Genomic DNA, 23,138 nt, shown 5'->3' with positions numbered 1-23,138 from the left:
TTTTGCCCGTATTTCGCAGGCTGTCGTCTCCCACCTACTCACCACGCCCTGGCCGCAGCCGGTACACATTGCTTAACCTGAGGGCAGCGGCAGGAAGGGCATGGCGGACCCCACCGTTCAGTTTTCAGCTTTGATATCGTGCTTTTTCATCATCGCGCGCAGCTGATGATAGGTGACACCGAGTAGTCCGGCGGCGCGGCGCTGGTTATAACGCGCCTGATGCAGGCTGGCCCCGACCAGGTCGCGCTCCTGCTGATTCTGCCACTGCCGGAGATCCAGCGGCAGTGCGGGCAGGGTGCTGCTCTCCGTCGCCTGGCTGGCGGGCAGAAGCGCGACCGGCGCCTGATGCGCCGCGAACGGGTTAATAATGACTTTATCCAGCGGCTGCTCGCTGCTGTTGTGACGATAGACTGACCGCTCCACCACGTTTTTCAGCTCACGAACGTTACCAGGCCAGTGATAGTCCAGCAGCGCCTGCTGCGCACGCGGCGTAAAGCCGGGAAAGAGCAGCAGGCCCAGCTCGCGACACATCTGGATAGCGAAATGTTCTGCCATCACCAGAATATCGCTGCGACGTTCGCGCAGAGGCGGTAACTGCACCACATCAAACGCCAGACGATCCAGCAGGTCAGCGCGGAATTTTCCTGCCGCCGCCAGCGCGGGCAGATCTTCATTCGTCGCGCAGACCAGCCGGACGTTCACCTGCAGGGAATGATTGCCACCGACGCGCTCCAGCTGGCCATACTCAATCACCCTGAGCAGCTTTTCCTGCACCAGCATCGGCGCGGTAGCCAGCTCATCCAGAAACAGTGTGCCACCATCCGCGCGCTCAAAACGCCCCAGATGGCGCTTCTGCGCGCCCGTAAAGGCGCCCGCCTCATGACCGAAGAGTTCGGAGTCCAGCAGATTCTCGTTCAGCGCTGCACAGTTCAGCGAGATAAACGGGCCCTGCCAGCGGTCAGAGAGGTAGTGCAGCCGGCTGGCGATGAGTTCTTTACCCGTTCCACGTTCGCCAGTGACCAGCACCGGTTTCTCCAGCGGAGCCAGTTTAGAAACCTGTTCCAGCACTTCCAGAAAATTGTTCGACTCACCGAGAAGATTATCGTTTGATCCTGTCATGATGAATTTCGCCACCCATTAATCATTTTGACTATCTTAGAACAAGCTGAAGATGCTGTAAAATTTCAAATTGATTGCATATCAGTGGGTTATAAAACTGGCACGCATCTTGTATTAACTGAGCAGAGTAACAGGGTTTTAAAACATCAAAAGAGGAACATCATTATGGGTATTTTTTCTCGTTTCGCCGATATCGTGAACGCCAACATCAACTCTCTGCTGGAGCGCGCGGAAGATCCGCAGAAGCTGGTCCGGCTGATGATTCAGGAGATGGAAGACACGTTAGTCGAAGTGCGCTCCACCTCTGCGCGGGCGCTGGCGGAAAAGAAACAGCTGTCACGCCGCATCGAGCAGGCTGAGATTCAGCAGGCTGAATGGCAGGAAAAAGCGGAGCTGGCACTGCGCAAAGATAAAGAAGATCTGGCCCGTTCTGCGCTGATCGAGAAACAGAAACTTACCGACCTGATCGCGTCGCTGAAACAGGAAGTCAGCCAGGTTGAAGAGACACTGGAGCGGATGAAAGGAGAGATTGGTGAGCTGGAGAAAAAACTCAGCGAAACCCGTGCCCGCCAGCAGGCGCTGACCCTGCGTCATCAGGCCGCTTCTTCTTCCCGCGATGTGCGTCGTCAGCTGGACAGCGGCAAAATCGATGAAGCGATGGCGCGGTTTGAGTCTTTCGAGCGCCGCATCGATCACATGGAAGCGGAAGCGGAAAGCCACGGTTTCGGCAAGCCTAAATCGCTGGACCAGCAGTTCACTGACCTGAAAGCAGACGATGAGATCAGTCAGCAGCTCAATGCGCTGAAAGCCAGAATGAACCGTAGTGAGTAACTGTCGACGTTGCGAAAGTGATTAAGGAGAGTCAATGAGCGCACTTTTTCTCGCCATACCCTTAACGATTTTTGTGCTGTTTGTCGCACCAATCTGGTTATGGCTGCATTACAGCAACAAGCGTAACGGCAGTTCGGAGCTGTCGCAAAGCGAAATCCAGCGTCTGCAGCGTGTCACCCAGGACGCGCAGCGGATGCGCGACCGGATAGAGGCGCTGGAGGCCATTCTGGACGCCGAACATCCGAACTGGAGGCAGCCATGATGATGAAGGGCCGTAAGCTGTGGCGTAAGCCCGCTGAAGGAAAACTGATGGGGGTCTGCGCAGGCCTGGCGGAGTATCTGGACATTCCGGTGCGTCTGCTGCGGGTTATCGTGGTGTTATCCCTGTTTTTTGGCCTGTTTCTATTTACCGTTATTGCCTATTTTGTACTGGGATTTGTGCTGGATGAGAAACCCGCCTCTGTGACAGAGGAGGCGCGCCAGCCCAGCGCCAGCGAACTGCTGAACAAGCTGGAAAACGCCCTGCAGCGCGACGAAGGCAGCGTGCGTGATATGGAACGCTATGTCACCTCTGAAACCTTCAGCGTGCGCAGCCGTTTCCGCCAGATGTAAAACGTTGTTGACGGGCCATTTCGGCCCGCTTGCCCACCCGATGGAGGTGTTGATGTCTTATTCGCGATCCACTGCTTTTCGTCACCGCGCGGGACCTGCATTGAAGTCGGCGGCGAAATTTATCATTATCAACGCCGTGACCTATGGTCCGGCTGGCGTTACCGGCTGGGCTGTGAAATCGGTAGCGCGACGCCCGTTACGGCTACTGCTGGCGGTGGCGCTGGAGCCACTGCTGAAGCGCGTCATGAACCGCATGGCGTCGCGTTTCATCAGGGAGAAAGATGAAAAGACTGCAAACTGAATTGATGGCGTTGATGAACCGTGGCGTTGATCGCCACCTGCGCTTAGCCGTAACCGGGTTAAGCCGCAGCGGAAAAACGGCGTTCATTACCTCACTGGTTAATCAGCTTTTAACCGTTCACAGCGGCGCACGTTTGCCGCTGTTTTCCGTGGTGCGGGATGAGCGCCTGTTGGGGGTTAAGCGGGTGCCGCAGCGCGACATGGGCACAGCGCGCTTTACCTATGATGAAGGGCTGGCGCAGCTTTACGGTGAGCCGCCCGCCTGGCCTACGCCGACCCGCGGCGTCAGCGAAATGCGTCTGGCGCTGCGCTATCGTCCGGGTGATTCTCTGCTACGCCACCTGAAAGAGACGGCGACACTTTATCTGGAGATTGTCGATTATCCCGGCGAATGGCTGCTTGATCTGCCGATGCTGGCCCAGGATTATGTTGCCTGGTCGCGGCAGATGAACGGGCTGTTGCAGGGCGACCGTGCGGAGTGGGCGAAGCCCTGGCGCGCGCTGTGCGAAAAGTTCGATCCGCTGGGGCCCGCCGACGAGACGCTGCTGGCGGAGATCGCTGCCGCCTGGACCGACTATCTGCACCGCTGTAAATCGGAAGGCCTGCACTTTATCCAGCCCGGCCGCTTTGTGCTGCCCGGCGATATGGCGGGGGCGCCCGCGCTGCAGTTCTTCCCGCTGCCAGCACTGGATGAGGCGCAGCTCGCCAGGCTGTCGCAGGCCGATAAAGGCAGCAACTTCAGTATGCTGCAGCAGCGGTTTAACTACTACTGCCAGCATGTGGTGAAAGGCTTTTATAAAAATCATTTTCTGCGATTCGATCGTCAGATCGTGCTGGTCGACTGCCTGCAGCCGCTGAACAGCGGCCCTCAGGCGTTTAACGATATGCGGCTGGCGCTGACCCAGCTGATGCAGAGCTTTCATTACGGGCAGCGTACGCTGTTCCGCCGTCTGTTTTCCCCGGTGATCGATAAAGTGCTGTTTGCGGCCACTAAGGCGGATCACATCACCAGCGACCAGCACGGCAATATGGTTTCTCTGCTGCAGCAGCTGGTACAGGATGCCTGGCAGAACGCCGCATTCGAAGGGATCAGCATGGATTGCATCGGCCTGGCGTCGGTGCAGGCGACGCAGAGCGGGCTGGTCGATCACCGTGGCGAGAAGATCCCGGCCCTGCGCGGCCACCGACTCACGGATGACGAACCGCTGACCGTCTATCCCGGCGAAGTACCGCCGCGCCTGCCGGGGCACGCTTTCTGGCAGCAGCAGGGTTTTCAGTTTGAACAGTTCCGGCCGCAGCAGCTTGATGTCGATCGTCCGCTGCCGCATATCCGCATGGATGCCGCGCTGGAATTCTTGTTAGGAGACAAATTACGATGAGTGAACCGCTGAAGCCGCGTATCGACTTTGCCCGTCCGCTGGATGAGAGCACGCACACGCCACTGCGTCCGGCACAGAGTTTTGACCCGGAAGCGCAGGCGGCGTTTCTGGCGGTGCCGGATGACGAGGTGGCCGTTGAAGAGGAGGGCGCGGGTGAGCGGGCGGTAGAAGCAGCGCTGAAACCCCGCCGCAGTCTGTGGCGCAAAATGGTCACCGCCGGCGCGCTGCTGTTTGGCGTCAGCGTCGTCGCGCAGGGCGTACAGTGGACGCATGATGCGTGGCTCACCCGCGACTGGTTTTCACTCGGCAGCGGCGTTGCGGGTGGCCTGATCGTGCTGGCGGGCGTCGGCGCGCTGACCGCCGAGTGGCGTCGCCTCTATCAGCTGCGTCAGCGCGCGGAAGAGCGGGACGTGGGCCGGGAACTGCTGCAGAGCCATGGCATCGGTAAAGGCCGCGCATTCTGTGAAAAGCTGGCACGGCAGGCGGAGCTGGACCAGGCCCATCCGGCGCTGCAGCGCTGGCACGCCTCGCTGCATGAAACCCACAATGACAGTGAAATCGTCCGGTTATATGCACAGCTGGTCCAGCCGGTGCTGGATCGCCAGGCGCGGCGTGAGATCAGCCGTCATGCGGCTGAATCCACGTTGATGATCGCGGTCAGTCCGCTGGCGCTGGTGGATATGGCCTTTATCGCCTGGCGCAACCTGCGTCTGGTGAATCGTATTGCGGCAATATACGGCATTGAGCTGGGCTACTTCAGCCGCATCCGGCTGTTCCGGCTGGTGCTGATCAATATGGCGTTTGCCGGTGCATCGGAACTGGTCAGAGAGGTGGGGATGGACTGGATGTCGCAGGATATCGCTGCGCGGCTTTCAACCCGTGCCGCACAAGGGATCGGCGCGGGACTGCTGACGGCGAGGCTGGGTATCAAAGCGATGGAACTCTGCCGTCCTCTGCCGTGGCTGGAGCAGGACAAACCGCGCCTCGGCGATTTCCGCCGCGAACTGCTTGGCCAGATGAAAGAGGCGTTACAGAAGGGCGGCAGTAAGTCAGCCTGATGCGTGGCTGAATAAATAAAGGCGGCCCGGCCGCCTTTATTTATTACTGTGGCTGGCGAAGCACCTGCCGCGAATCGATAGTGAGACACGCCCCGGGACAGGCCGCTTCATCAGTGATGACCGGATCCGCTGGGAGCGTGAAGGCCATGCCATTTTTTTCTCTGATAAAATGCGCCATACCGGCAAATGTCCATGACATGCTCAGTCCCAGCCCGCCAAAATCATCATATTTTCGTAAAGTCGCCACTTTCGGCAGGTACTCACCGGTCAGACGATAATAGAGCGCTCCCCTGAAATCTTTCGGAACCTGCTGAGTGATGGCCCGCTCCAGAAGCGCAAACTCTTTGCGCGCCGGAACAGCGTAACCGTCAATCAGATGATTAACTGACAGTGAGGTGGTGGCGATCACCAGCAGCGTATAAAACAGACGCTTCCATCTCAGCTTTTTGCTGATCTCAAACAGGCCGAGAATAAACGCGCTGGTGGTAATTAATGCGCCGGCAATCAGGGTGCGGTAAGCCGCCATGCTTTCACTGACAATCAGATTAGGCAGTGCAGCGATCAGCAGCAGCACAAACATCAGATAAAATTTGTCGTTGCCCGCCGCCTTAATCTTTCTGAGTCCCGCGCCAATAATGAGTGAGGAAATAATCACCGATACGGTTTTCGCACCGAGGTCGAAATTGCAGATAACGTTTTTCAGGTATTCGGTGAAAAACCATTTCAGCTTAACCGGAATATCGTAGCTGAAAGCCGCGCGCGGCAGCGTGTGGCCATAAAGCTGAACCGGAAGCACTTTAGAGGCGATCAGCGCAGCGAACATGCCTGCGCCCAGCACCAGTAGCGCGATGGCCGCCCGCCGTTTCTCAATTCTGCGCGCGGAGAAACAGAGGTCGAGCGCCGCAAAGAAGGTGAAACTCATCGCCGCAGGCTGATAAAGACAAAAAGCCAGCGTCAGCAGAATAACGGCGAAAACCGGCCTGGCGATGCCAGGCCGGGTTGAGAGGCGGTAGCTGGCGCCGGCCAGCAGAATGGCAGCAATATAGGGAAAGCAGGAAGCCCAGGCCACATATACCTGAAATGAGGGCAGCAGGCAGAGCAGCAGCGAAAAAGTAAGCCGCTGAGCCTGATTTTCAAACAAGGCATATTTCTCACACAGCGTATAAATATAAAAGCCGGTGCCGATCAGCAGAAGAATGGCAATGGAACGCAACAGCGCCAGTCGGGCGATGCTTTCAACCAGAAAAGAGGCGCTGTACTGAATAAGGCCATAGACCGGTCTGCCGGATAACGTATCCCAGTTTAAAATACTCAGCCTGTCGAAGTTCGCCCAGTAGAGATTGGTCCAGTCATCGGTATAAGCGTAATGCGTTAAGTAAGCGGGGCTGTATGCAATCAGCATAACGACGGCAAACAGCAAAAAAATGCGGCGGCGGGTCAGGCCGTTTTCAGTGGAGGTCATCCTTTATCCTTTTAAATCCGGGTAATGTTTTGCCGCGAAATGATCGAATTATTCGTGGCTTCCGGGACGGTTAATTTTGTCAGCGCGCGTTTTTCGCAAAATATAGCGAGGCCGGTTTTTGGTTTCCAGAGTGACATGCCTTCGCACCCGAACTTTTTTGCCTGTCCGGTATAAAAGCGCGTCAGTCACACCCCTACTGTCAACTTTTCCTGACAGATCCCTTTCTGCAGGCGCAGGAGTTAGCGTATTATCTTCCTATCTGAACCTGATTAAGGCGAACGCAATGCGTCTGGAAGTGTTCTGTCATGACCGTATTGGTCTGACGCGAGAACTGCTCGATCTGCTGGTAGCACGCAACATCGATTTACGTGGAATTGAAATCACGGCGCTGGGGCGCATCTACCTCAATTTTGCCGCACTGGAATTTGATGCCTTCAGCAATCTGATGGCGGAAATCAGGCGTACACCTGGCGTAACAGATGTGCGCACCGTCACGTACATGCCTTCGGAACGCGAACATCGGGCGCTTACGGCGCTACTGGTGGCAATGCCGGATCCGGTCTTCTCAGTTGACCTCAAAAGTAAGGTTGAGCTGGCTAATCCAGCCGCACAGAGCCTGTTTAATCTCGATGAAGAGAAGATGCGCAACTTCAGCGCAGGCAATCTGATCAACGGGTTTAACTTCATGCGCTGGCTGGAGAGCGATCGGGTTGAAGCCCAGGCGCAGCATGTTGTCATTGAAGGCCGCGATTTCCTGATGGAGGCCCGGCCGATCTATCTGCCAGGCGAAGAGGGCCAGGGTGACAGGCCGGTAGGTGCGATGGTGATGCTGAAATCAACAGCCCGTATGGGGCGCCAGCTGCAGAATCTGGTGGTGACGGACGATTCGGAGTTTGACCACATTATTGCGGTCACGCCGAAGATGCGTCAGGTGGTCGATCAGGCACGGAAACTGGCAATGCTGGATGCGCCTTTGCTGATCGTTGGCGATACCGGTACGGGCAAAGATATGCTGGCGCGCGCCTGCCATCTGCGCAGCGCCCGTGGCAAAAACCCCTTTCTGGCGCTGAACTGTGCCTCGCTTCCCGACGACGTCGCGGAAAGCGAACTGTTTGGTCATGCTGCGGGTGCCTATCCTAACGCGCTGGAAGGGAAGAAGGGCTTCTTCGAGCAGGCCAATGGCGGTTCAGTTCTGCTGGATGAAATCGGGGAGATGTCGCCAAGGATGCAGACCAAGCTGCTGCGTTTCCTGAATGATGGCACCTTCCGGCGCGTCGGCGAAGAGCATGAAGTGCATGTCAACGTGCGTGTCATCTGCGCCACTCAAAAGAACCTGATCGAGCTGGTGCAGCGCGGAGAGTTCCGCGAAGATCTCTTCTACCGGCTCAATGTGCTGACGCTGCAACTGCCGCCTCTGCGCGATCGTCCCCAGGACATCCTGCCGCTGACCGAAATGTTCGTTGCCCGTTTCGCCGATGAGCAGGGCATGGCGCGCCCGCGTCTCTCTCCGCAACTCAATGCATTTCTGACCCGCTACGCCTGGCCGGGCAATGTGCGTCAGTTGAAGAATTCGCTTTATCGCGCGCTGACCCAGCTGGAAGGCTATGAACTTCGGCCGCAGGATATTGTGCTGCCTGAACAGGCGCTGGATGTGGCGCTGGGCGATGAGGCGCTGGAAGGTACGCTGGATCAAATCACCAGCCGATTTGAGCGATCGATACTGACACGACTCTATCTTTCTTATCCCAGCACGCGAAAACTGGCAAAACGGCTTGGCGTGTCACATACCGCTATTGCGAATAAGCTACGTGAATATGGGCTGGGGCAGAAGCGCACAGAAAGCGAATAAGGTCAGGGCGAAAGGCAGACAGGCGAATCGTAGTCACCGTTCAGGGCAGGCTTATCTGATTCAGAGCAGGTCTGCTCAGAAAAGCGGGTCAGCATGCATAGATGCCGTAGCCGCGCTTGTGTGCCCGATGATATCCGACATTGTCGGGAAGTATCATCGGGCTGGCAGGGCGGACACGTCCCCGGTGTGTTCTCCGGGTGACGTCGTCCTCTTCCGACCCTGCAAACTGCATGTTACGTTTTATGGCTGCCGGAAGCTGGAAGTGAACAGCGCTCCGGATCATAAACCGGCTTTACCTGTTACTTCAGTGCAGCCAGCGCAGCATCATAATCCGGCTCAGTGGTGATTTCGTTGACCAGCTGGCTGTAAAGCACCTTATCGTTCTCATCCAGGACGATCACGGCACGTGCAGTCAGACCTTCCAGCGCACCGTCGGCAATTTCCACACCATAATCATACTTAAACTCTGAACCGCGCAGCGTCGACAGCGTCACCACGTTGCTTAAATTTTCTGCGCCACAGAAACGCGACTGGGCAAACGGCAGATCCGCAGAGATGCACAGTACTACCGTATTGTTGAGCTCGCTGGCGGCCTGATTGAATTTGCGGACTGATGAAGCACAGACGCCGGTATCGACGCTGGGGAAAATGTTCAGAATTTTGCGTTTTCCTGCATACTCAGAGAGCGCGACGTTAACCAGGTTCTTCGCGACCAGCGTAAAGGCTTTAGCTTTGTCGCCCGTCTGAGGAAACTGACCTGCAACCGGTACCGCGTTACCCTGAAAATGAACAGTCTGAGACATAGTGATTCCTTTTGATAAAAAAGATCTGACACAAAACGGTGAAAGATAGCCGTTGTTTATGACATAAATGTTAAGGGTTTACGAGTTCAATTGTGGAATTTAACGTGACGGTCTGTCACTGCATCACACATTGTGGAGTGGAAATGAGAACGGTAAAAAGTTATCCCGAAGCCTGGCCCTTGCATACGCCGTTTGTCATCGCCCGCGGAACCCGGACTGAAGCGAAAGTGGTGGTGGTTGAAATTGAGGAAGATGGCGTCAAAGGCGTTGGTGAAGCAACTCCTTATGCCCGCTACGGCGAAAGTGAAGCCTCGGTGCTGGCGCAGATTGCCGAAATCCTGCCTGCGCTGCAAAAGGGGATGACACGGGAGGCTCTGCAGCAGGCGCTGCCCGCTGGCGCGGCGCGAAACGCGATTGACAGCGCGCTATGGGATCTCACCGTACACCAGCAGAAAAGCAGCCTGTGGCAGCTGAATGGGGTGAACGCTCCAGCGGAGGTGGTGACGGCGCAGACCGTCAGCATTGATACGCCCGAAGCGATGGCCAGCAGCGCCCTGGCACTGTGGCAGCATGGCGCAACGCTGCTGAAAATTAAGCTGGACGATCATTTTATTACCGAGCGGCTGATGGCGATCCGCGCTGCCGTACCGGACGCAACGCTGATTGTTGATGCTAATGAATCCTGGCACGCGGAAGGGCTGGCCGCACGCTGTCAGCTACTGGCAGACCTCAATGTGGCGATGCTGGAACAACCCCTGCCAGCGGGTGAAGAGGCGGCGCTGGCGAACTTCATCCATCCGCTGCCCATCTGTGCTGATGAAAGCTGTCATACCCGCAGCAGCCTGGCGGCGCTGCGGGGACGCTATGAGATGGTCAATATTAAGCTGGATAAAGCGGGAGGGCTGACGGAAGCACTGGCGCTGGCTGACGCTGCGAAACAGGAGGGGTTTGCGATTATGCTCGGCTGTATGCTCTGCACCTCGCGGGCCATTCGCGCGGCCCTGCCACTGGTGCCGCAGGCGCGCTTCGCCGATCTCGACGGTCCGACCTGGCTGGCAGTGGATGCAGAACCGACGATAAACGTACGCAACGGTCAGCTGATTATTGCTGCCAGCGCAGCAGGTTAACCATCATTTCCAGATAGACCTCCGTAGCTTCATCGACCGACACCACCGGCATTTCAGCAGTCACGCAGGGCAGGCTAAGATCGCTGCACCAGCTACCAAATGAACCGGGTGTGTCATAGCCGACGCTGCTGACACGGGGAAGTCCAGTGTGTCTGGCCAGCCAGTCGCCAATCTCCACCTGACGGGGATCGTCAATGCAGCCCAGCGGTTCGTGCCAGGAGACGATCCAGCGCGGTTTCAGCTGATGAATCAGGGCGCAGAGCGCCTGGGTTTCCGGCTCGGAAGCCGGATGGGTGCCGGTGGAGAGCGCGACGTCGCGCGCATCTGCCGCACTGTTCCAGCGATAGACGGTGTCGCCTGGCTGCCAGTTCGCCGCCGGAAAATTACGGTTGAGATCGACCCCATTGGCGTTAGCGCGCAGCCCAAGCTGACAGCCATCGGGATTGACCGCCAGTACCACATGATGCCGTCGCATGCCCTCAGGCAGCGTTCGCAACGCGGCGGAGAGGGTCGCAATGGCCGCATTCTCATCACCGTGAGTACCGGCCAGAATAAGACCACTGTCGGCATTTCCCTGCGGGGCCGGAAACCACAGCAGCGGTGCGCCCAGAACCGAACGGCCATATTGCTGATACGAAACGTCCAGTTTGCCGCGCAGCGGACGCGGATGGAGTGGCGACATAGTGATTTCCTTAAGGCTGTTTTATTAAAAGTAGCGGAAAAGCCGGATACGGAAAATAGCTATTTATCGATCAGTCAGATGCGTTACAGTGCCCTGAACAAGCTGCATCGGCATCAGACTGATGCAGCGCCTCTTTGGGTATAGGAGTGAGCATGGTTAAGACCTTCCGCATGACGCTGGCAGCCATCAGCCTGAGCAGCCTTATCACGCCCGCCATGGCGGCGAATCCCCCCGCTGGCGCGCCGCTGGCTGAACAGCAGCAGATTGTCCGCCATATCAAAGATGAACCGGCGTCGCTCGATCCGCTCAAAGCCGTGGGGCTGCCCGAAATTCAGGTGATCCGCGACCTGTTTGAGGGCCTGACTAACCAGGACGCGCAGGGCAAAATCGTGCCGGGCGTGGCGCAGAGCTGGAGCAGCAGTGATAACAAAACCTGGATCTTCACGCTGCGGAATAACGCACGCTGGTCAAACGGCGAGCCGGTGACCGCCCGGGATTTTGTCTACAGCTGGCAGCGGCTTGTCGATCCTAAAAACAGTTCGGCCTTCGCCTGGTTCGCCGGATTAAGCGGAATTGAAAATGCCGCCGCGATCACCAAAGGTGACATGACGCCCGATAAGCTGGGCGTGGTGGCGCTGGATAACAGCCGCCTGAAGGTGACGCTGGACAGGCCGGTGCCGTGGTTCCCGGCGCTGGTGGCCAACGTTGCGCTCTTTCCCGTACCTGAGAAGGTCATTGCGCAGCAGGGCGACAGCTGGACAGCGCCGGGTAAACTGGTCGGCAACGGCGCTTACCAGCTCAGCGAGCGCGTCGTGAACGAAAAGATCGTCCTCACGCGCAATCCTCACTACTGGGATGATGCGCACTCGGTGCTGACAAAGGTCACGTTCGTTCCGATCAACGAGGAGTCGAGCGCCACTAAACGCTACCGCGCCAATGATATTGATATCACCGAATCTTTCCCCAAAGAGATGTATGGGTTGCTGAAGAAAACCCTGCCAGGCGAGGTCTATACACCCGATCAGCTGGGCACCTATTACTATGCGTTTAACACGCAGAAGGGGCCGACGGCCGATGTGCGGGTGCGTAAGGCGCTCTCCTGGTCTATCGACCGGAAGATTATCGCTGAGAAGGTGCTGGGCACCGGTGAAAAACCGGCCTGGCACTTTACCCCCGATGTCACGGCAGGTTTTAAGCCGCTGCCATCCTTCCTGCAGCAGCATGACCAGAACAGTTTGAACGCGCAGGCCAGGGCACTGCTGGCCGCCGCTGGCTATGGCCCCGGCAAACCGCTGAAGCTGAAACTGCTGTATAACACCTCTGAAAGCCATCAGAAAATTGCGATTGCCGTCGCCTCGATGTGGAAAAAGAACCTCGGGGTCGATGTGACGCTGGAAAATCAGGAGTGGAAAACCTACATCGACAGCCGCAACAGCGGGAACTTCGATGTTATCCGGGCCTCCTGGGTCGGCGATTACAACGAGCCATCGACCTTCCTGAACCTGCTGACCGCCGGCAACAGCAGTAACATCTCGCGCTTCAGCAATGCTGACTATGATGCCGTGCTGGCTAAAGCCAGCAGGGAGACCAGCAATGAGGCGCGCAACAGCGATTACAACCGTGCCGAACAGATTCTGGCGGATCAGGCACCGATTGCGCCTGTCTATCAGTACACCAATGGCCGCCTGATCAAACCCTGGGTCAAAGGCTATCCCATCACCAACCCTGAAGATGTCGCCTACAGCCGCGAGCTGTGGATCGAGAAGCACTAAGCGGCAGGTGACCGCCTGACCGGTCACCGCCCGACATCTTTCTATACAGCCCGGCGATTGCAACTCAACGCCGTCACGCTAGACTGTATCGTATTGATTTTAGTAGTGAGGCGATGGTGTGGACGTAATTAAAGGAAAAGCGTTGCAGGTGTCGGATGCCATAATTTCCTGCCAGCTGGATGGAAAGGGCGGGATGATCCCGATCGCGGAAGATGAGGTGATTCAGTGTGAACAGCCCTGCTGGCTGCATCTGAACTACACCCACCGCAAAAGCGCGGAGTGGCTGCAGTCAACGCCGCAAATCCCGGATACGGTGCGCGATGCGTTAGCGGGCGACAGTATGCGCCCCCGTGTCAGCCGGCTGGGCGACGGTTTTATGATCGTGCTGCGCAGCGTCAATCACAACAGCGATGCGCGTCGCGATCAGCTGGTGGTAATGCGGGTCTTCATCAACGACAAGCTCATCGTCTCGACACGGCGGCGTAAAGTCACTGCGGTCGATGAAGTATTAACGGACCTGCAGAACGGCAACGGCCCGATTGACTGCGGCAGCTGGCTGGTGGATGTCTGTGATGCCCTGACCGATCACACCAGCGAATTTATTGAAGAGCTGCATGACAAAATCATTGAGCTGGAAGATGCGTTGCTGGACCAGCGGATGCCTGCACGGGGCGAACTCGGCCTGCTGCGCAAACAGCTGATCGTAATGCGGCGCTACATGGCGCCGCAGCGGGATGTGTATGCCCGGCTGGCCAGCGAAAAGCTTGGCTGGATGGATGACAGCGAACGCCGCCGGATGCAGGAGATCGCCGATCGTCTGGGTCGCGGACTGGATGACCTGGATGCGGGCGTGGCACGCACCGCAATCCTTGCCGATGAGGTCGCCTCCGCGATGGCGGAATCAATGAATCGCCGCACCTATACGATGTCCCTGATGGCGATGATTTTTCTCCCCGCGACTTTCCTGACGGGGCTGTTCGGCGTTAACCTGGGCGGGATCCCCGGCGGCGACTGGCACTATGGCTTCCCGCTGTTCTGTCTGCTGCTGGTCGCGCTGGCGCTGGGTGTGGCGGGTTATCTGCGTAAACGGCGCTGGCTTTAGTCGGGCAGGGCGAAAAGGCCGGAAAACCGGATTAAACAGGCAAAAGCTGATCGATATCAAGAATCTGAAACCGAACCTGAGGCAAACTCTCTTCCGCAGGTGAATGCAACGTCAAGCGATGGGCGTTGCGCTCCATATTGTCTGACTTTTTATTTTCAGAATTATTGCATAGCACAATTAATTCGAACCATGCCGGCCAGTGCGCCGGCTTTTTTTGATCCGCCTGGCTGTGAGACGGTTTCTTACCTAAGCTTAAACTCCATTCGTAAGAAAAGGAGTACGGCATGAGCGCGATTTTCAACAGCGAGCCGATCCCGACGGATCCCACCCCGATTCCTGACCCGATTCCTCATCCTCAGCCGCAGCCCGATCCGCCAGCCGATCCGGAATTTCCACCAATCATGGATCCGCCACCACACCGCAACATATAAAAAAGGGCGTGCTCTGAGCACGCCCTTAACCGATCTGGCGCTTATTTTATCTGAAGCACATCCAGACGCGCGCTGATATCCGGCGCGTCTTCGTCATCGTCGCGCCAGCCTGCGGGCTGAGCGGGCAATGTTTCACGGTCGAATGCCAGATCACCACCATCCACAACGGCATCGCCGTGTTTAATGCCTTTAAAATCGAACAGGCTGATATCCGCCAGGTGCGATGGCACGACATTCTGCATCGCGCTGAACATGGTTTCGATACGGCCCGGATAACGTTTATCCCAGTCGCGCAGCATATCGGCTACCACCTGACGCTGCAGATTTGGTTGCGAACCACAGAGGTTGCAGGGAATGATCGGGAACTGGCGCGCTTCCGAGAAGCGAATAATATCCTTCTCGCGGCAGTAGGCCAGCGGACGGATCACAATCTGCTTGCCGTCGTCGCTCATCAGTTTTGGCGGCATGCCTTTCATCTTCCCGCCATAGAACATGTTCAGGAACAGGGTCTGCAGGATGTCATCACGATGATGGCCGAGCGCAATCTTGGTACAGCCCAGTTCGGTGGCTACGCGATAGAGAATGCCACGGCGCAGTCGCGAGCAGAGTGAACAGGTGGTTTTACCTTCCGGAATCTTCTCTTTGACGATGGAATAGGTATCTTCTTCGATAATCCGGTATTCAACGCCCTGTGCCTCAAGATACTGCGGCAGGATATGCTCCGGGAAACCCGGCTGCTTCTGGTCGAGGTTAACCGCAATCAGACTGAAGCTGACGGGCGCACTCTTTTGCAGACTGCGCAGGATTTCCAGCATGGTGTAGCTGTCTTTGCCGCCAGACAGGCAGACCATGATACGGTCGCCTTCTTCAATCATATTAAAATCGGCGATCGCTTCGCCGACATGACGACGCAGTCGTTTCTGCAGTTTGTTAAGGTTGTACTGTTCTTTCTTGTCAACCGTCTGATTATCTTGCATTTTTACCTATCTCTGAATCCAGAAAGCACTGCGGAAAGGCAGACCATGTCGCGCCTCCAGCCAGACACTTCACTGCGGTGTCACGAATATGCAGCGTATGGTACGGATTGTTGCCGCGAATGCCAGTACCGGAGTGAATATTCAGCGGAAAAGGCCGTTGTCCGCCGGCAGGGCAGGACACGAGCACAGCCGGATTAAATGCCCGGTCTCACCTTATCCGGCAGTTTTAACCGGGCAGAAGGGCGTACGGGTATTGCCGTGCGACGCATCAGCGAGCAGACACTTTCTGCCACGGGCAATCGTTTCATCATTCTGAGTTGAACAGGCGGGGGCGCGGCCTGAAGAACAGGGACCCGCACGTCATCGTCCTTTGCCGCATAGCCCGCGACCATAAAAATAACAGCGGCTGGTAACAGATGTTTCATCACAACGTCCCGGCAAATAAAAAAAGCAGCCGCCCGGGTAAATCAATCCGGCTTAAACGGCATCGGGTTGCTTTAAAAACTGACTTTCGTCAGGTTAATTAATCAGAGCAAAGCCGGAAATAAAAACAGGGCTGATTATTTAGCCGGGGTTTCTCTGAAAACAGGCTGCTGTTGAATAAAGGTTAAGCCTCAGGGAGTAGAATAAGGCGCGCGTTTGCATTCCCCCTCAATCTTCAACCCTGTCAGTCAGTTAAATTTATTAATTTTCAATCAGAAGAGTTATGGTTGCAACTTCATCAGATTAGCCGGTGTCATGCAAAAACGGCAGGGCGGGCCATATTCGTAAACAGCCATGCAGACGGCAGGCTGCCCTGCGCTTAGGGCATCGCACATTTCAATAATACAGCCGGACGGTGAACCCGTTAAATAAATGGCTATTAAGGCAAACAAAACGTCAGGCGTTATGAAATATTTTTCTGATATTCAAAAAATAAAAAAGTACGGTATCCGCTTTATGGCGATGCTGACTCTCTTTGCACTTTGCTATGTTACGCTGATGTATTGTGCCGTGATGTTGCTGGTCAACCGACACGGCCTGCTTCATTTTCTGCTGCACTGAACGCAAGGCATTCAGCCGCAGGCGTTAACAATCCAGCGACAGACATGATGCAAAAAATGCCTGAAGGTTTCCAGTAAACCTTTCGCACCTTTGCCAGCCAGACACTGTCCGGTTTCCATCGCCTGATCCAGAATAGTCTGAGCATCGGAAATTATTATGATGGCTGCCACACCTGTAATTGCAACAAAGAGCAGTATGCTCAACCGCGGCAGACTGCTTTTGCGTATGGCAACGGGCAGAACATTGTCAGAATGCATAGTGCGATAGTCCATTAATCGCTGATAAATGATAACGGAAATTAATTATCACGGATTATGGCATGCATTGCCAGCAGACTCTATGTCTGAGATCAGGCAGATGGGCGTCCGGATGACAATCAGCCATTACAGAGAAACAGCAGGCGGTGATGGATACCGCCCGCGGTGAGCTTCAGGGTTCACGACGTAACACGCGGGGAAAAACCGGGATTACATCATTTCCAGCGACTGAACGCCTTTGATCTCCATGACCTTGTCATACAGATGGACATCGCTGGAGCGGCGGGAAAGCGTGACCTGAACGCTCAGTTCGCACAGGCCGCTCTCGGCATCGCGGTTTATTACCGTGACATTACCGTAGCGAATGCCTTCCCGCTGCATGACCAGCAGCACCAGCGGTACACTTTTTGGTTTCAGGAACACCAGCAGGGTATGATGTTTGCCAATCAGCAGATGGCTCAGGCGGCGGAAAACCTCCAGCACCAGCAGCGCGAGTACCGTGCCATAAATCCCGATTTCATACATACCGCTCCCGATCACCAGCCCGATGGCGGCAGTGACCCACAAGCCCGCCGCGGTGGTCAATCCCTTCACCACCTGTTTCTGAATCATGATGGTGCCTGCACCCAAAAACCCCATGCCGCTCACGACCTGCGCGGCAATACGGCTGGGATCGAGGGCGACGTGGTCGCTGCTCAGCATGTCGGCGAAGCCATACTTTGACACCAGCATAAACATTGCACTGCCAATACCGACCAGAATATGGGTACGCAGGCCCGCCTCTTTAGCGCGCATCTGACGCTCAAGGCCGATCAGGCCGCCAAGAATCCCGGCCAGGGCAATGCGAATCAGCATATCCATTAACATGGCTTTTCTCCGAATTATTCAGGGCTAAAAAAAGGTGACAGTTCAGTCATAACAGGTAAACAAGATAATTCTGCTTGCAAATGACGCCGCAGAATTTTGTAAAAAGCTGTTTCTCCTCTCGACCCCTTGTGCTGCCTGGCATATCCTGAGCCAGCCTTTAACCCCTATTCCCGGAGTCCGTCTGATGAAAGCAGCCCCCTTTTTGCTGGCCGGTGCCGCGTTATTACTCTCTGCCTGCAGCAGCCACAGTGATGATAATGAGCCACCGCAACAAGCCACCGCCGCCCATATCCAGCCTCGGGTTGTGATGTCTTCCCTGGCAGAAAGCAACTGTGCCAGTGCGGGCGGGACCCTGGCGTTTTCGCATCAGCTGGATGGTTCACGGGTAGGGATGTGCCAGTTAGTCAATGGCCGCCGCTGCGATGAACAGGCGCTGATTGGCGGGAACTGCGCACGCTGATAAGCAGGCCGGATTGCGCCGGCCCGCATACTCAGGCCGGGAGCCGGTTCGGGCACGCTTCGCCACGGTCCAGCTGGCTGAGATTATTCAGTGTGGTTTCTGAAATGGCGGTCAGCGCTTCCGCGGTTAAAAAGGCCTGATGGCCGGTAAATAACACGTTATGACACGCCGACAGACGGCGGAAGATATCGTCCTGAATCACATCGTTGGACTTATCTTCAAAGAACAGATCCCGCTCGTTCTCATAAACATCCATGCCGAGCGCACCAATTTTCTGCTGTTTCAGCGCGTCAATCGCCGCCTGTGAATCAATCAGACCGCCCCGGCTGGTGTTGATAATCATGACGCCATCGCGCATCTGCTTAAACGCCGCCGCGTTGAGCAAATGATGATTTTCCGGCGTCATCGGGCAGTGCAGCGTGATAACGTGCGATTCTGCAAACAGCGTCTTCAGATCGACATACTCAGCACCCAATGCACGCGCCTCCTCGCTCGGATAGGGGTCAAAGGCCAGCAGCCGCATACCAAACCCTTTCAGAATTCGCATTGTCGCCAGCCCGATTTTTCCGGTGCCGATTACGCCTGCCGTTTTCTGATACATGTTGAATCCGGTCAGGCCGTCGAGGGAGAAGTTCGCATCACGGGTACGCTGATAAGCACGATGAATGCGGCGGTTCAGGGTCATCATCAGGCCGATAGTGTGTTCGGCCACGGCTTCCGGTGAGTAAGCCGGTACCCGCACCACCTCCAGGCCCAGCTCTTTCGCCGCCGCCAGATCGACATTATTGAAACCGGCACAGCGCAGCGCGATAGCTTTTACACCCAGTCCCGCCAGCTCCTCCAGCACCGGACGACTGCCGTCATCATTCACAAAAATGCAGACGGCATCGCAACCCACTGCGGTTTTGGCCGTGTTCTCACTGAGTAAAAAGTCAAAAAAGAGCAGCTCAAAACCAAACTGCTGATTAACCTGCTCAAGGTATTTCTGATCGTAATGTTTGGTGCTGTAAACCGCGATCTTCATTGTTATGCTCCTGCAGAGTGATAAACCAAGGATAACGTTTTCTGGCTGACTTTGCTGAAAGAGCTGACCGGCGTCTGGCGCAGACCTTCACCTCCGGCAGATTACATGCCATCATTCCTGTCAGGATATTGTAAGGAAAAGGATTATGGCTTCTATGCCACGGATTTTCCGGCGACGGCTGGCGGCGATTCTGGCGCTGATTCTGCTGCTGCTCGGCCTGATACTGACTGTAACCCAATGGCTGCCGCGGCTGGCCGGTATCTGGCTGCCTGCTGAAACCCGTATTGAGCTTTCCGGTGCGCCGCGCTGGCGCGACGGTGGTCTTTGGCTGCCGCAGGTTCGCTATCTTACAAAGGATTGCTCACTGGCCACCGTCAAAGCGGTGTCGTTGGGCTGGCATCAGTCGCGCTGGAAACTGAATGCGGCGGAGCTGATGCTGGACAGCGCCTGTCTGCAAAAACTGCCCGCCAGTGAACCGGACGCAGCCGCCCCGAAAACCCTGGCGGAATGGCAGGCGATGCTGCCCGGCGCCGACGTACATCTGGGCAAAGTGATCGTTACGCCGTGGCAGACCTATGCAGGCGAACTGGATCTGACGCTGGAAAAAGATCGCCAGCAGCTGATGTATCAGGGCGAGAATCTGCAGGTGGCGGCAACCCTGACCGGCCAGCAGCTGGCCGTGACGCACCTGATGTTTACCCATCCCGCACTGCCCGAACCGATCACCCTCAGGGGCGATTTGAAATTGCCTGCCTTCGCCACAGATCTGCCGGTGCAGGGCGAAGTGGCGGGGAAGTTCGCGCTGGCAGCGCTGCCGCATCCCCTGCAGGTCACGCTTCACTGGCGGCAGCAGCAGGGAGAACTGCGTGTGGCGATGGCGGAACAGGCGAAGCCGCTGCTCCGCTTACCGTGGCAGCTAAACCGTGATCAGATTCAGATTCAGCAGGGGGAATACTTCTGGCCGTTTGCGACCCAGCCGCTGTCCGGGTTCGTTAACCTGACGCTGGATAACTGGCAGGCAGGCCTGGAAAACAGCCAGATCACAGGCCGAATCAACCTGCTGACTCAGGGACGCGGTGGCAAGGGCAACGTAGTCCTCGGCGTCGGGCCCGGCAACCTCAGCCTGACAGAGAGCAGTCTGCCGTTTCAGATCACAGGCGAAAGCAAACTGGCCGATCTGCAACTCTACGGCTCTGTGCCGGGCCGGCTCAGCGGCTCCCTGCTGGATCCTCAGCTGGTGCTGCAGCCCAAATCGCTGCTGCGCCTGAAAGGCCGGATCCTGTCAACGCTGGAGGTGGATGAAGCACGCTGGCCGCTGGCGGGCGTGCGGCTCTCGTCGCAGGGTATCGATGGGCGTCTGCAGGCGATTCTCACCGCACACAATGCCGATTTTGGCCGTTTCCGGCTTCATCTTGATGGCCGCGCAACCGACTTCTGGCCTGACAAAGGGGAATGGAACTGGCGCTACTGGGGCGGCGGCGAGATGCTGCCGCTGCAGGCGCGCTGGGATGTGAAAGGCACCGGCGGCTGGCACGATACCCTGATTCATCTGGACACGCTTTCCACCGGTTTTAACCAGCTGGCCTACGGCAGTGTCAACGTCGCCACACCGCGTCTGACGCTCACGGAACCGGTTAACTGGCAGCGCGATGTGGCGCAGCCCTCGTTTCAGGGGCATTTCCGCCTGCAGGCGGGCGAAACCCGCTTCAGCTATGGCGGTCGTCTGGCCGCGTCGACCCTCGACTTTGAGGCTAAGGGCCGCGACCCCGGTGCTTTTCTCTGGCGTGGCGAGTTAAAGGCTGGTCGGGTCGGGCCGCTGCGCGTCAATGGCCGCTGGGATGGCGAAAGGCTGCGTGGTCAGGCCTGGTGGCCCTCCCAGTCGCTGACGGTTTTTCAGCCGTTGCTCAGTCCTGATATGAAAATGCAGATCCAGGATGGCAGATTAGAGGCACAGGTCGCCTTTTCCGCCGCGCCGGATCAGGGATTCCAGGCCGTAGGCCACTGGACGGTCAGGCAGGGCAGCGTCTGGACGCCCGACAGTCAGGTCAACGGTATCGACTTCTCGCTACCGTTCCGCTTTAAGGCGGCTCAGTGGCAGTTCGGGCAGCACGGCCCGGTATCGCTGCGGATCGCCGAGGTGAAAAACCAGTTCGCGATGCAGAATATTCGCGCTGACCTGCAGGGCAGCTGGCCGTGGTCCGACGATGCGCCGCTGACGCTGCAGGATGTCAGCCTCGAACTGCTGGGCGGCCAGATTTCGCTGCCCGCGCTGCGCATGCCACAGCATGACCCCGCCCGTGTGACACTGCGTCACATCAGTCTGAGCAAGCTGGTGACGGCGCTGAAGCCGAAGCAGTTTGCCATGTCGGGTAACGTCAACGGTGAACTTCCACTGTGGCTGAATAACCCACGCTGGCTGGTGGAGAAAGGGTGGATCGCCAACAGCGGTGCGCTGACTTTCCGGCTGGACAAGGATATGGCCGATGCGATTACCCGTAACAACGTCGCGACGGGTGCCGCGCTGGACTGGCTGCGTTATATGGAGATCTCCCGTAGCTGGGCCACGATTAACCTGGATAACCTCGGCGACCTCACTATGGAGGCGCAGGTGCAGGGCGTCAGTCGCTTCAGCAATCGTCGTCAGACGGTTAACCTTAATTATCATCACCAGGAAAATCTGTTTCAGCTCTGGCGCAGCCTGCGCTTCGGCGATAATTTGCAATCCTGGCTAGAGCAACATGCGACATTGCCCTCGAATAAGGACACTTCACCATGAGCCTGAAGGCCCTACTGGTTATGGCAGCCGGACTGCTGAGCATCGGCTGTGTGCCGCGTATTGAAGTCACGGCCCCCAAAGATCCCATCACCATCAACATGAACGTCAGAATCGAGCACGAGATTCATATCAAAGCCGATAAGGATGTCGAAGCGTTACTGAAAAACCAGAGCGGTCTGTTTTGAGGAGAGCAACGATGAAACGCATGAGCGTGGCGCTTTTACTCGCCCTGACGATGGCGCAGCCTGCCTGGGCGCTGACGCTGGACCAGGCGCGGCAATCGGGTCGGGTGGGGGAAACGCTCTCCGGCTATCTGGCCGCCCGGGCGCAGGATCCTGAAACCCTGGCGCTGGTACAGCGCATCAATGCCGGGCGTCAGCAACAGTACCAGCGACTGGCGGACCAGCATCATCTTTCGGTAGCCGATGTGGCGGGGATCGCCGGGCAGAAGCTGGTGAGCCGTGCAGCTGTGGGCGAATATGTTCGCGGCATCAACGGACAGTGGCTAAAAAAAGAGATCGACAGCGACATATCGCCATAAAAAAACCGGGCGCGAGGCCCGGTTTTTTACTGTGTCATCCTGAGAGGAGAGGTTACGCAGTAACGATCTGTGCGATAGCGTCTTTGGCTTCTGCGGTGGCTTTAGTGGCCACTTCAGGACCGTAAGCGATACCTTCAGCGAAGACGAATTCGACGTCGGTGATGCCGATAAAGCCCAGGAACAGCTTCACGTAAGGGGTCAGCAGGTCAGACGGGGTATCTTTATGGATGCCGCCACGGCTGGAGATGACCACAGCCTTTTTGCCTGTCACCAGGCCTTCCGGGCCAGCTTCGGTGTAGCGGAAAGTCACGCCAGCACGGGCGATCAGGTCAAAGTAGTTTTTCAGCTGGGTCGGAATGTTGAAGTTATACATTGGCGCGGCAATCACCACTTCGTCATGCGCCTGCAGTTCTGCAATCAGTTCATCAGAAAGGTTCAGTGCGTCCTGCTGACGGGAAGAGAGCGGCGTTTCGGAAGGACGCATCGCACCCACTAACTCACCATCCAGAACCGGAATCGGGTTAGCGGCCAGGTCACGAATGGTCACTTCTTTACCCTGCGCCTTCGCCTGTTCAGCGTAGAAGTCAGCAAGCTGGCTTGACTGTGAGTAACCTGCAAGGATGCTTGATTTCAGAACTAAAACTTTGCTCATGGTAATTTCCTGT

General features: G+C 56.8%; 24 protein-coding genes. 16 read left to right on the top strand and 8 right to left on the bottom strand.

Going from position 1 to position 23,138, the window contains the following annotated elements:
- Positions 1–117 precede the first annotated feature (117 nt).
- Positions 118–1,119 (bottom strand): phage shock protein operon transcriptional activator, encoded by a 1,002-nt coding sequence (pspF, locus tag ACLHDD_RS06785; protein ID WP_427103489.1) that lies wholly within the window; start codon positions 1,117–1,119, stop codon positions 118–120.
- A gap of 165 nt (positions 1,120–1,284) precedes the next feature.
- Between pspF and pspA the strand changes: the two genes are divergently transcribed.
- From pspA to ACLHDD_RS06755, 6 genes are read left to right on the top strand one after another with little or no spacing between them, the layout of a single operon-like run.
- Positions 1,285–1,950 carry a phage shock protein PspA gene (gene pspA / locus ACLHDD_RS06780; RefSeq protein ID WP_427103488.1) on the top strand — a complete coding sequence of 222 codons (666 nt, stop codon included), beginning with the start codon at positions 1,285–1,287 and terminating at the stop codon, positions 1,948–1,950.
- A gap of 34 nt (positions 1,951–1,984) precedes the next feature.
- Entirely contained in the window at positions 1,985–2,212 is a 228-nt protein-coding gene (pspB, locus tag ACLHDD_RS06775) for an envelope stress response membrane protein PspB (RefSeq protein WP_427103487.1), read from the top strand.
- Positions 2,212–2,562, top strand: coding sequence for an envelope stress response membrane protein PspC (gene pspC / locus ACLHDD_RS06770; RefSeq protein ID WP_427105181.1), 351 nt, complete (start codon positions 2,212–2,214; stop codon positions 2,560–2,562). The genes pspB and pspC overlap by 1 nt, the downstream gene beginning before the upstream one ends.
- Before the next feature lie 52 nt (positions 2,563–2,614).
- A complete protein-coding gene (gene pspD, locus ACLHDD_RS06765; RefSeq protein ID WP_427103486.1) occupies positions 2,615–2,863 on the top strand; it encodes a phage shock protein PspD in 249 nt (82 codons plus the stop codon).
- Positions 2,844–4,241, top strand: a complete 1,398-nt coding sequence (locus ACLHDD_RS06760; protein ID WP_427103485.1) for a YcjX family protein — start codon at positions 2,844–2,846, stop codon at positions 4,239–4,241. Before pspD ends, ACLHDD_RS06760 begins: the two co-directional genes overlap by 20 nt.
- On the top strand, positions 4,238–5,299 hold the full coding sequence (locus ACLHDD_RS06755) for a YcjF family protein (protein ID WP_427103484.1): 1,062 nt from the start codon (positions 4,238–4,240) through the stop codon (positions 5,297–5,299). Before ACLHDD_RS06760 ends, ACLHDD_RS06755 begins: the two co-directional genes overlap by 4 nt.
- 43 nt (positions 5,300–5,342) lie before the next feature.
- Here ACLHDD_RS06755 and ACLHDD_RS06750 read toward each other — a convergent pair whose 3' ends face one another.
- Positions 5,343–6,761 carry a hypothetical protein gene (locus tag ACLHDD_RS06750; RefSeq protein WP_427103483.1) on the bottom strand — a complete coding sequence of 473 codons (1,419 nt, stop codon included), beginning with the start codon at positions 6,759–6,761 and terminating at the stop codon, positions 5,343–5,345.
- A 283-nt stretch (positions 6,762–7,044) separates the two neighbouring features.
- Here ACLHDD_RS06750 and tyrR point away from each other — a divergent pair, with 283 nt between their 5' ends.
- Positions 7,045–8,610 carry a transcriptional regulator TyrR gene (gene tyrR, locus ACLHDD_RS06745; RefSeq protein ID WP_427103482.1) on the top strand — a complete coding sequence of 522 codons (1,566 nt, stop codon included), beginning with the start codon at positions 7,045–7,047 and terminating at the stop codon, positions 8,608–8,610.
- Positions 8,611–8,909: 299 nt separating this feature from the next.
- Here tyrR and tpx read toward each other — a convergent pair whose 3' ends face one another.
- Positions 8,910–9,413: a thiol peroxidase gene (gene tpx / locus ACLHDD_RS06740; RefSeq protein ID WP_427103481.1), complete on the bottom strand. Its 504-nt coding sequence runs from the start codon at positions 9,411–9,413 to the stop codon at positions 8,910–8,912.
- A gap of 143 nt (positions 9,414–9,556) precedes the next feature.
- Between tpx and ycjG the strand changes: the two genes are divergently transcribed.
- Complete coding sequence (gene ycjG, locus ACLHDD_RS06735; protein ID WP_427103480.1) at positions 9,557–10,540, top strand: L-Ala-D/L-Glu epimerase; 984 nt, start codon at positions 9,557–9,559, stop codon at positions 10,538–10,540.
- Here the strand turns inward: ycjG and mpaA are convergent.
- Positions 10,515–11,222 carry a murein tripeptide amidase MpaA gene (gene mpaA, locus ACLHDD_RS06730; protein WP_427103479.1) on the bottom strand — a complete coding sequence of 236 codons (708 nt, stop codon included), beginning with the start codon at positions 11,220–11,222 and terminating at the stop codon, positions 10,515–10,517. The genes ycjG and mpaA overlap by 26 nt on opposite strands.
- A gap of 152 nt (positions 11,223–11,374) precedes the next feature.
- On the opposite strand from mpaA, the gene ACLHDD_RS06725 reads away from it, so the two are divergent.
- The 3 genes from ACLHDD_RS06725 (at position 11,375) to ACLHDD_RS06715 (ending at position 14,527) form a co-directional block, all read left to right on the top strand.
- Entirely contained in the window at positions 11,375–12,994 is a 1,620-nt protein-coding gene (locus tag ACLHDD_RS06725) for a peptide ABC transporter substrate-binding protein (protein ID WP_427103478.1), read from the top strand.
- A 118-nt stretch (positions 12,995–13,112) separates the two neighbouring features.
- Complete coding sequence (gene zntB / locus ACLHDD_RS06720) at positions 13,113–14,096, top strand: zinc transporter ZntB (protein WP_427103477.1); 984 nt, start codon at positions 13,113–13,115, stop codon at positions 14,094–14,096.
- Positions 14,097–14,380: 284 nt separating this feature from the next.
- On the top strand, positions 14,381–14,527 hold the full coding sequence (locus ACLHDD_RS06715) for a hypothetical protein (protein ID WP_427103476.1): 147 nt from the start codon (positions 14,381–14,383) through the stop codon (positions 14,525–14,527).
- A 41-nt stretch (positions 14,528–14,568) separates the two neighbouring features.
- Here the strand turns inward: ACLHDD_RS06715 and ttcA are convergent, their stop codons facing one another.
- The gene (gene ttcA, locus ACLHDD_RS06710) at positions 14,569–15,504 is read right to left on the bottom strand and encodes a tRNA 2-thiocytidine(32) synthetase TtcA (RefSeq protein WP_427103475.1); all 936 of its coding nucleotides are present in this window, start codon (positions 15,502–15,504) and stop codon (positions 14,569–14,571) included.
- An 855-nt stretch (positions 15,505–16,359) separates the two neighbouring features.
- Between ttcA and ACLHDD_RS06705 the strand changes: the two genes are divergently transcribed.
- Positions 16,360–16,548, top strand: coding sequence for a hypothetical protein (locus ACLHDD_RS06705; RefSeq protein WP_427103474.1), 189 nt, complete (start codon positions 16,360–16,362; stop codon positions 16,546–16,548).
- Between the two features lie 467 nt (positions 16,549–17,015).
- On the opposite strand, the gene ACLHDD_RS06700 is transcribed toward ACLHDD_RS06705, so the two are convergent.
- Entirely contained in the window at positions 17,016–17,672 is a 657-nt protein-coding gene (locus ACLHDD_RS06700) for an MgtC/SapB family protein (RefSeq protein ID WP_427103473.1), read from the bottom strand.
- Between the two features lie 184 nt (positions 17,673–17,856).
- On the opposite strand from ACLHDD_RS06700, the gene ACLHDD_RS06695 reads away from it, so the two are divergent.
- The gene (locus ACLHDD_RS06695) at positions 17,857–18,132 is read left to right on the top strand and encodes a putative hemolysin (protein ID WP_427103472.1); all 276 of its coding nucleotides are present in this window, start codon (positions 17,857–17,859) and stop codon (positions 18,130–18,132) included.
- A gap of 31 nt (positions 18,133–18,163) precedes the next feature.
- Here ACLHDD_RS06695 and ACLHDD_RS06690 read toward each other — a convergent pair whose 3' ends face one another.
- Positions 18,164–19,156 carry a 2-hydroxyacid dehydrogenase gene (locus ACLHDD_RS06690; RefSeq protein ID WP_427103471.1) on the bottom strand — a complete coding sequence of 331 codons (993 nt, stop codon included), beginning with the start codon at positions 19,154–19,156 and terminating at the stop codon, positions 18,164–18,166.
- A 145-nt stretch (positions 19,157–19,301) separates the two neighbouring features.
- Between ACLHDD_RS06690 and ACLHDD_RS06685 the strand changes: the two genes are divergently transcribed.
- Genes ACLHDD_RS06685 through ACLHDD_RS06675 form a run of 3 tightly spaced genes read left to right on the top strand, consistent with a single transcriptional unit; the run spans position 19,302 to position 22,473 of the window.
- The gene (locus ACLHDD_RS06685; RefSeq protein ID WP_427103470.1) at positions 19,302–21,932 is read left to right on the top strand and encodes a YdbH family protein; all 2,631 of its coding nucleotides are present in this window, start codon (positions 19,302–19,304) and stop codon (positions 21,930–21,932) included.
- Positions 21,929–22,117, top strand: a complete 189-nt coding sequence (locus tag ACLHDD_RS06680) for a YnbE family lipoprotein (RefSeq protein ID WP_427103469.1) — start codon at positions 21,929–21,931, stop codon at positions 22,115–22,117. Before ACLHDD_RS06685 ends, ACLHDD_RS06680 begins: the two co-directional genes overlap by 4 nt.
- Before the next feature lie 11 nt (positions 22,118–22,128).
- Positions 22,129–22,473, top strand: a complete 345-nt coding sequence (locus ACLHDD_RS06675) for a YdbL family protein (RefSeq protein WP_427103468.1) — start codon at positions 22,129–22,131, stop codon at positions 22,471–22,473.
- 52 nt (positions 22,474–22,525) lie between these two features.
- On the opposite strand, the gene ACLHDD_RS06670 is transcribed toward ACLHDD_RS06675, so the two are convergent.
- Positions 22,526–23,125 (bottom strand): FMN-dependent NADH-azoreductase, encoded by a 600-nt coding sequence (locus ACLHDD_RS06670; protein ID WP_427103467.1) that lies wholly within the window; start codon positions 23,123–23,125, stop codon positions 22,526–22,528.
- Positions 23,126–23,138: the final 13 nt, after the last annotated feature.

It is taken from the genome of Pantoea sp. NSTU24 (assembly GCF_050157905.1).
GTDB lineage: Bacteria > Pseudomonadota > Gammaproteobacteria > Enterobacterales > Enterobacteriaceae > Pantoea.
Note: the sequence above shows the minus strand (reverse complement) of the source record. Positions and strands in the feature narration are given on the sequence as shown.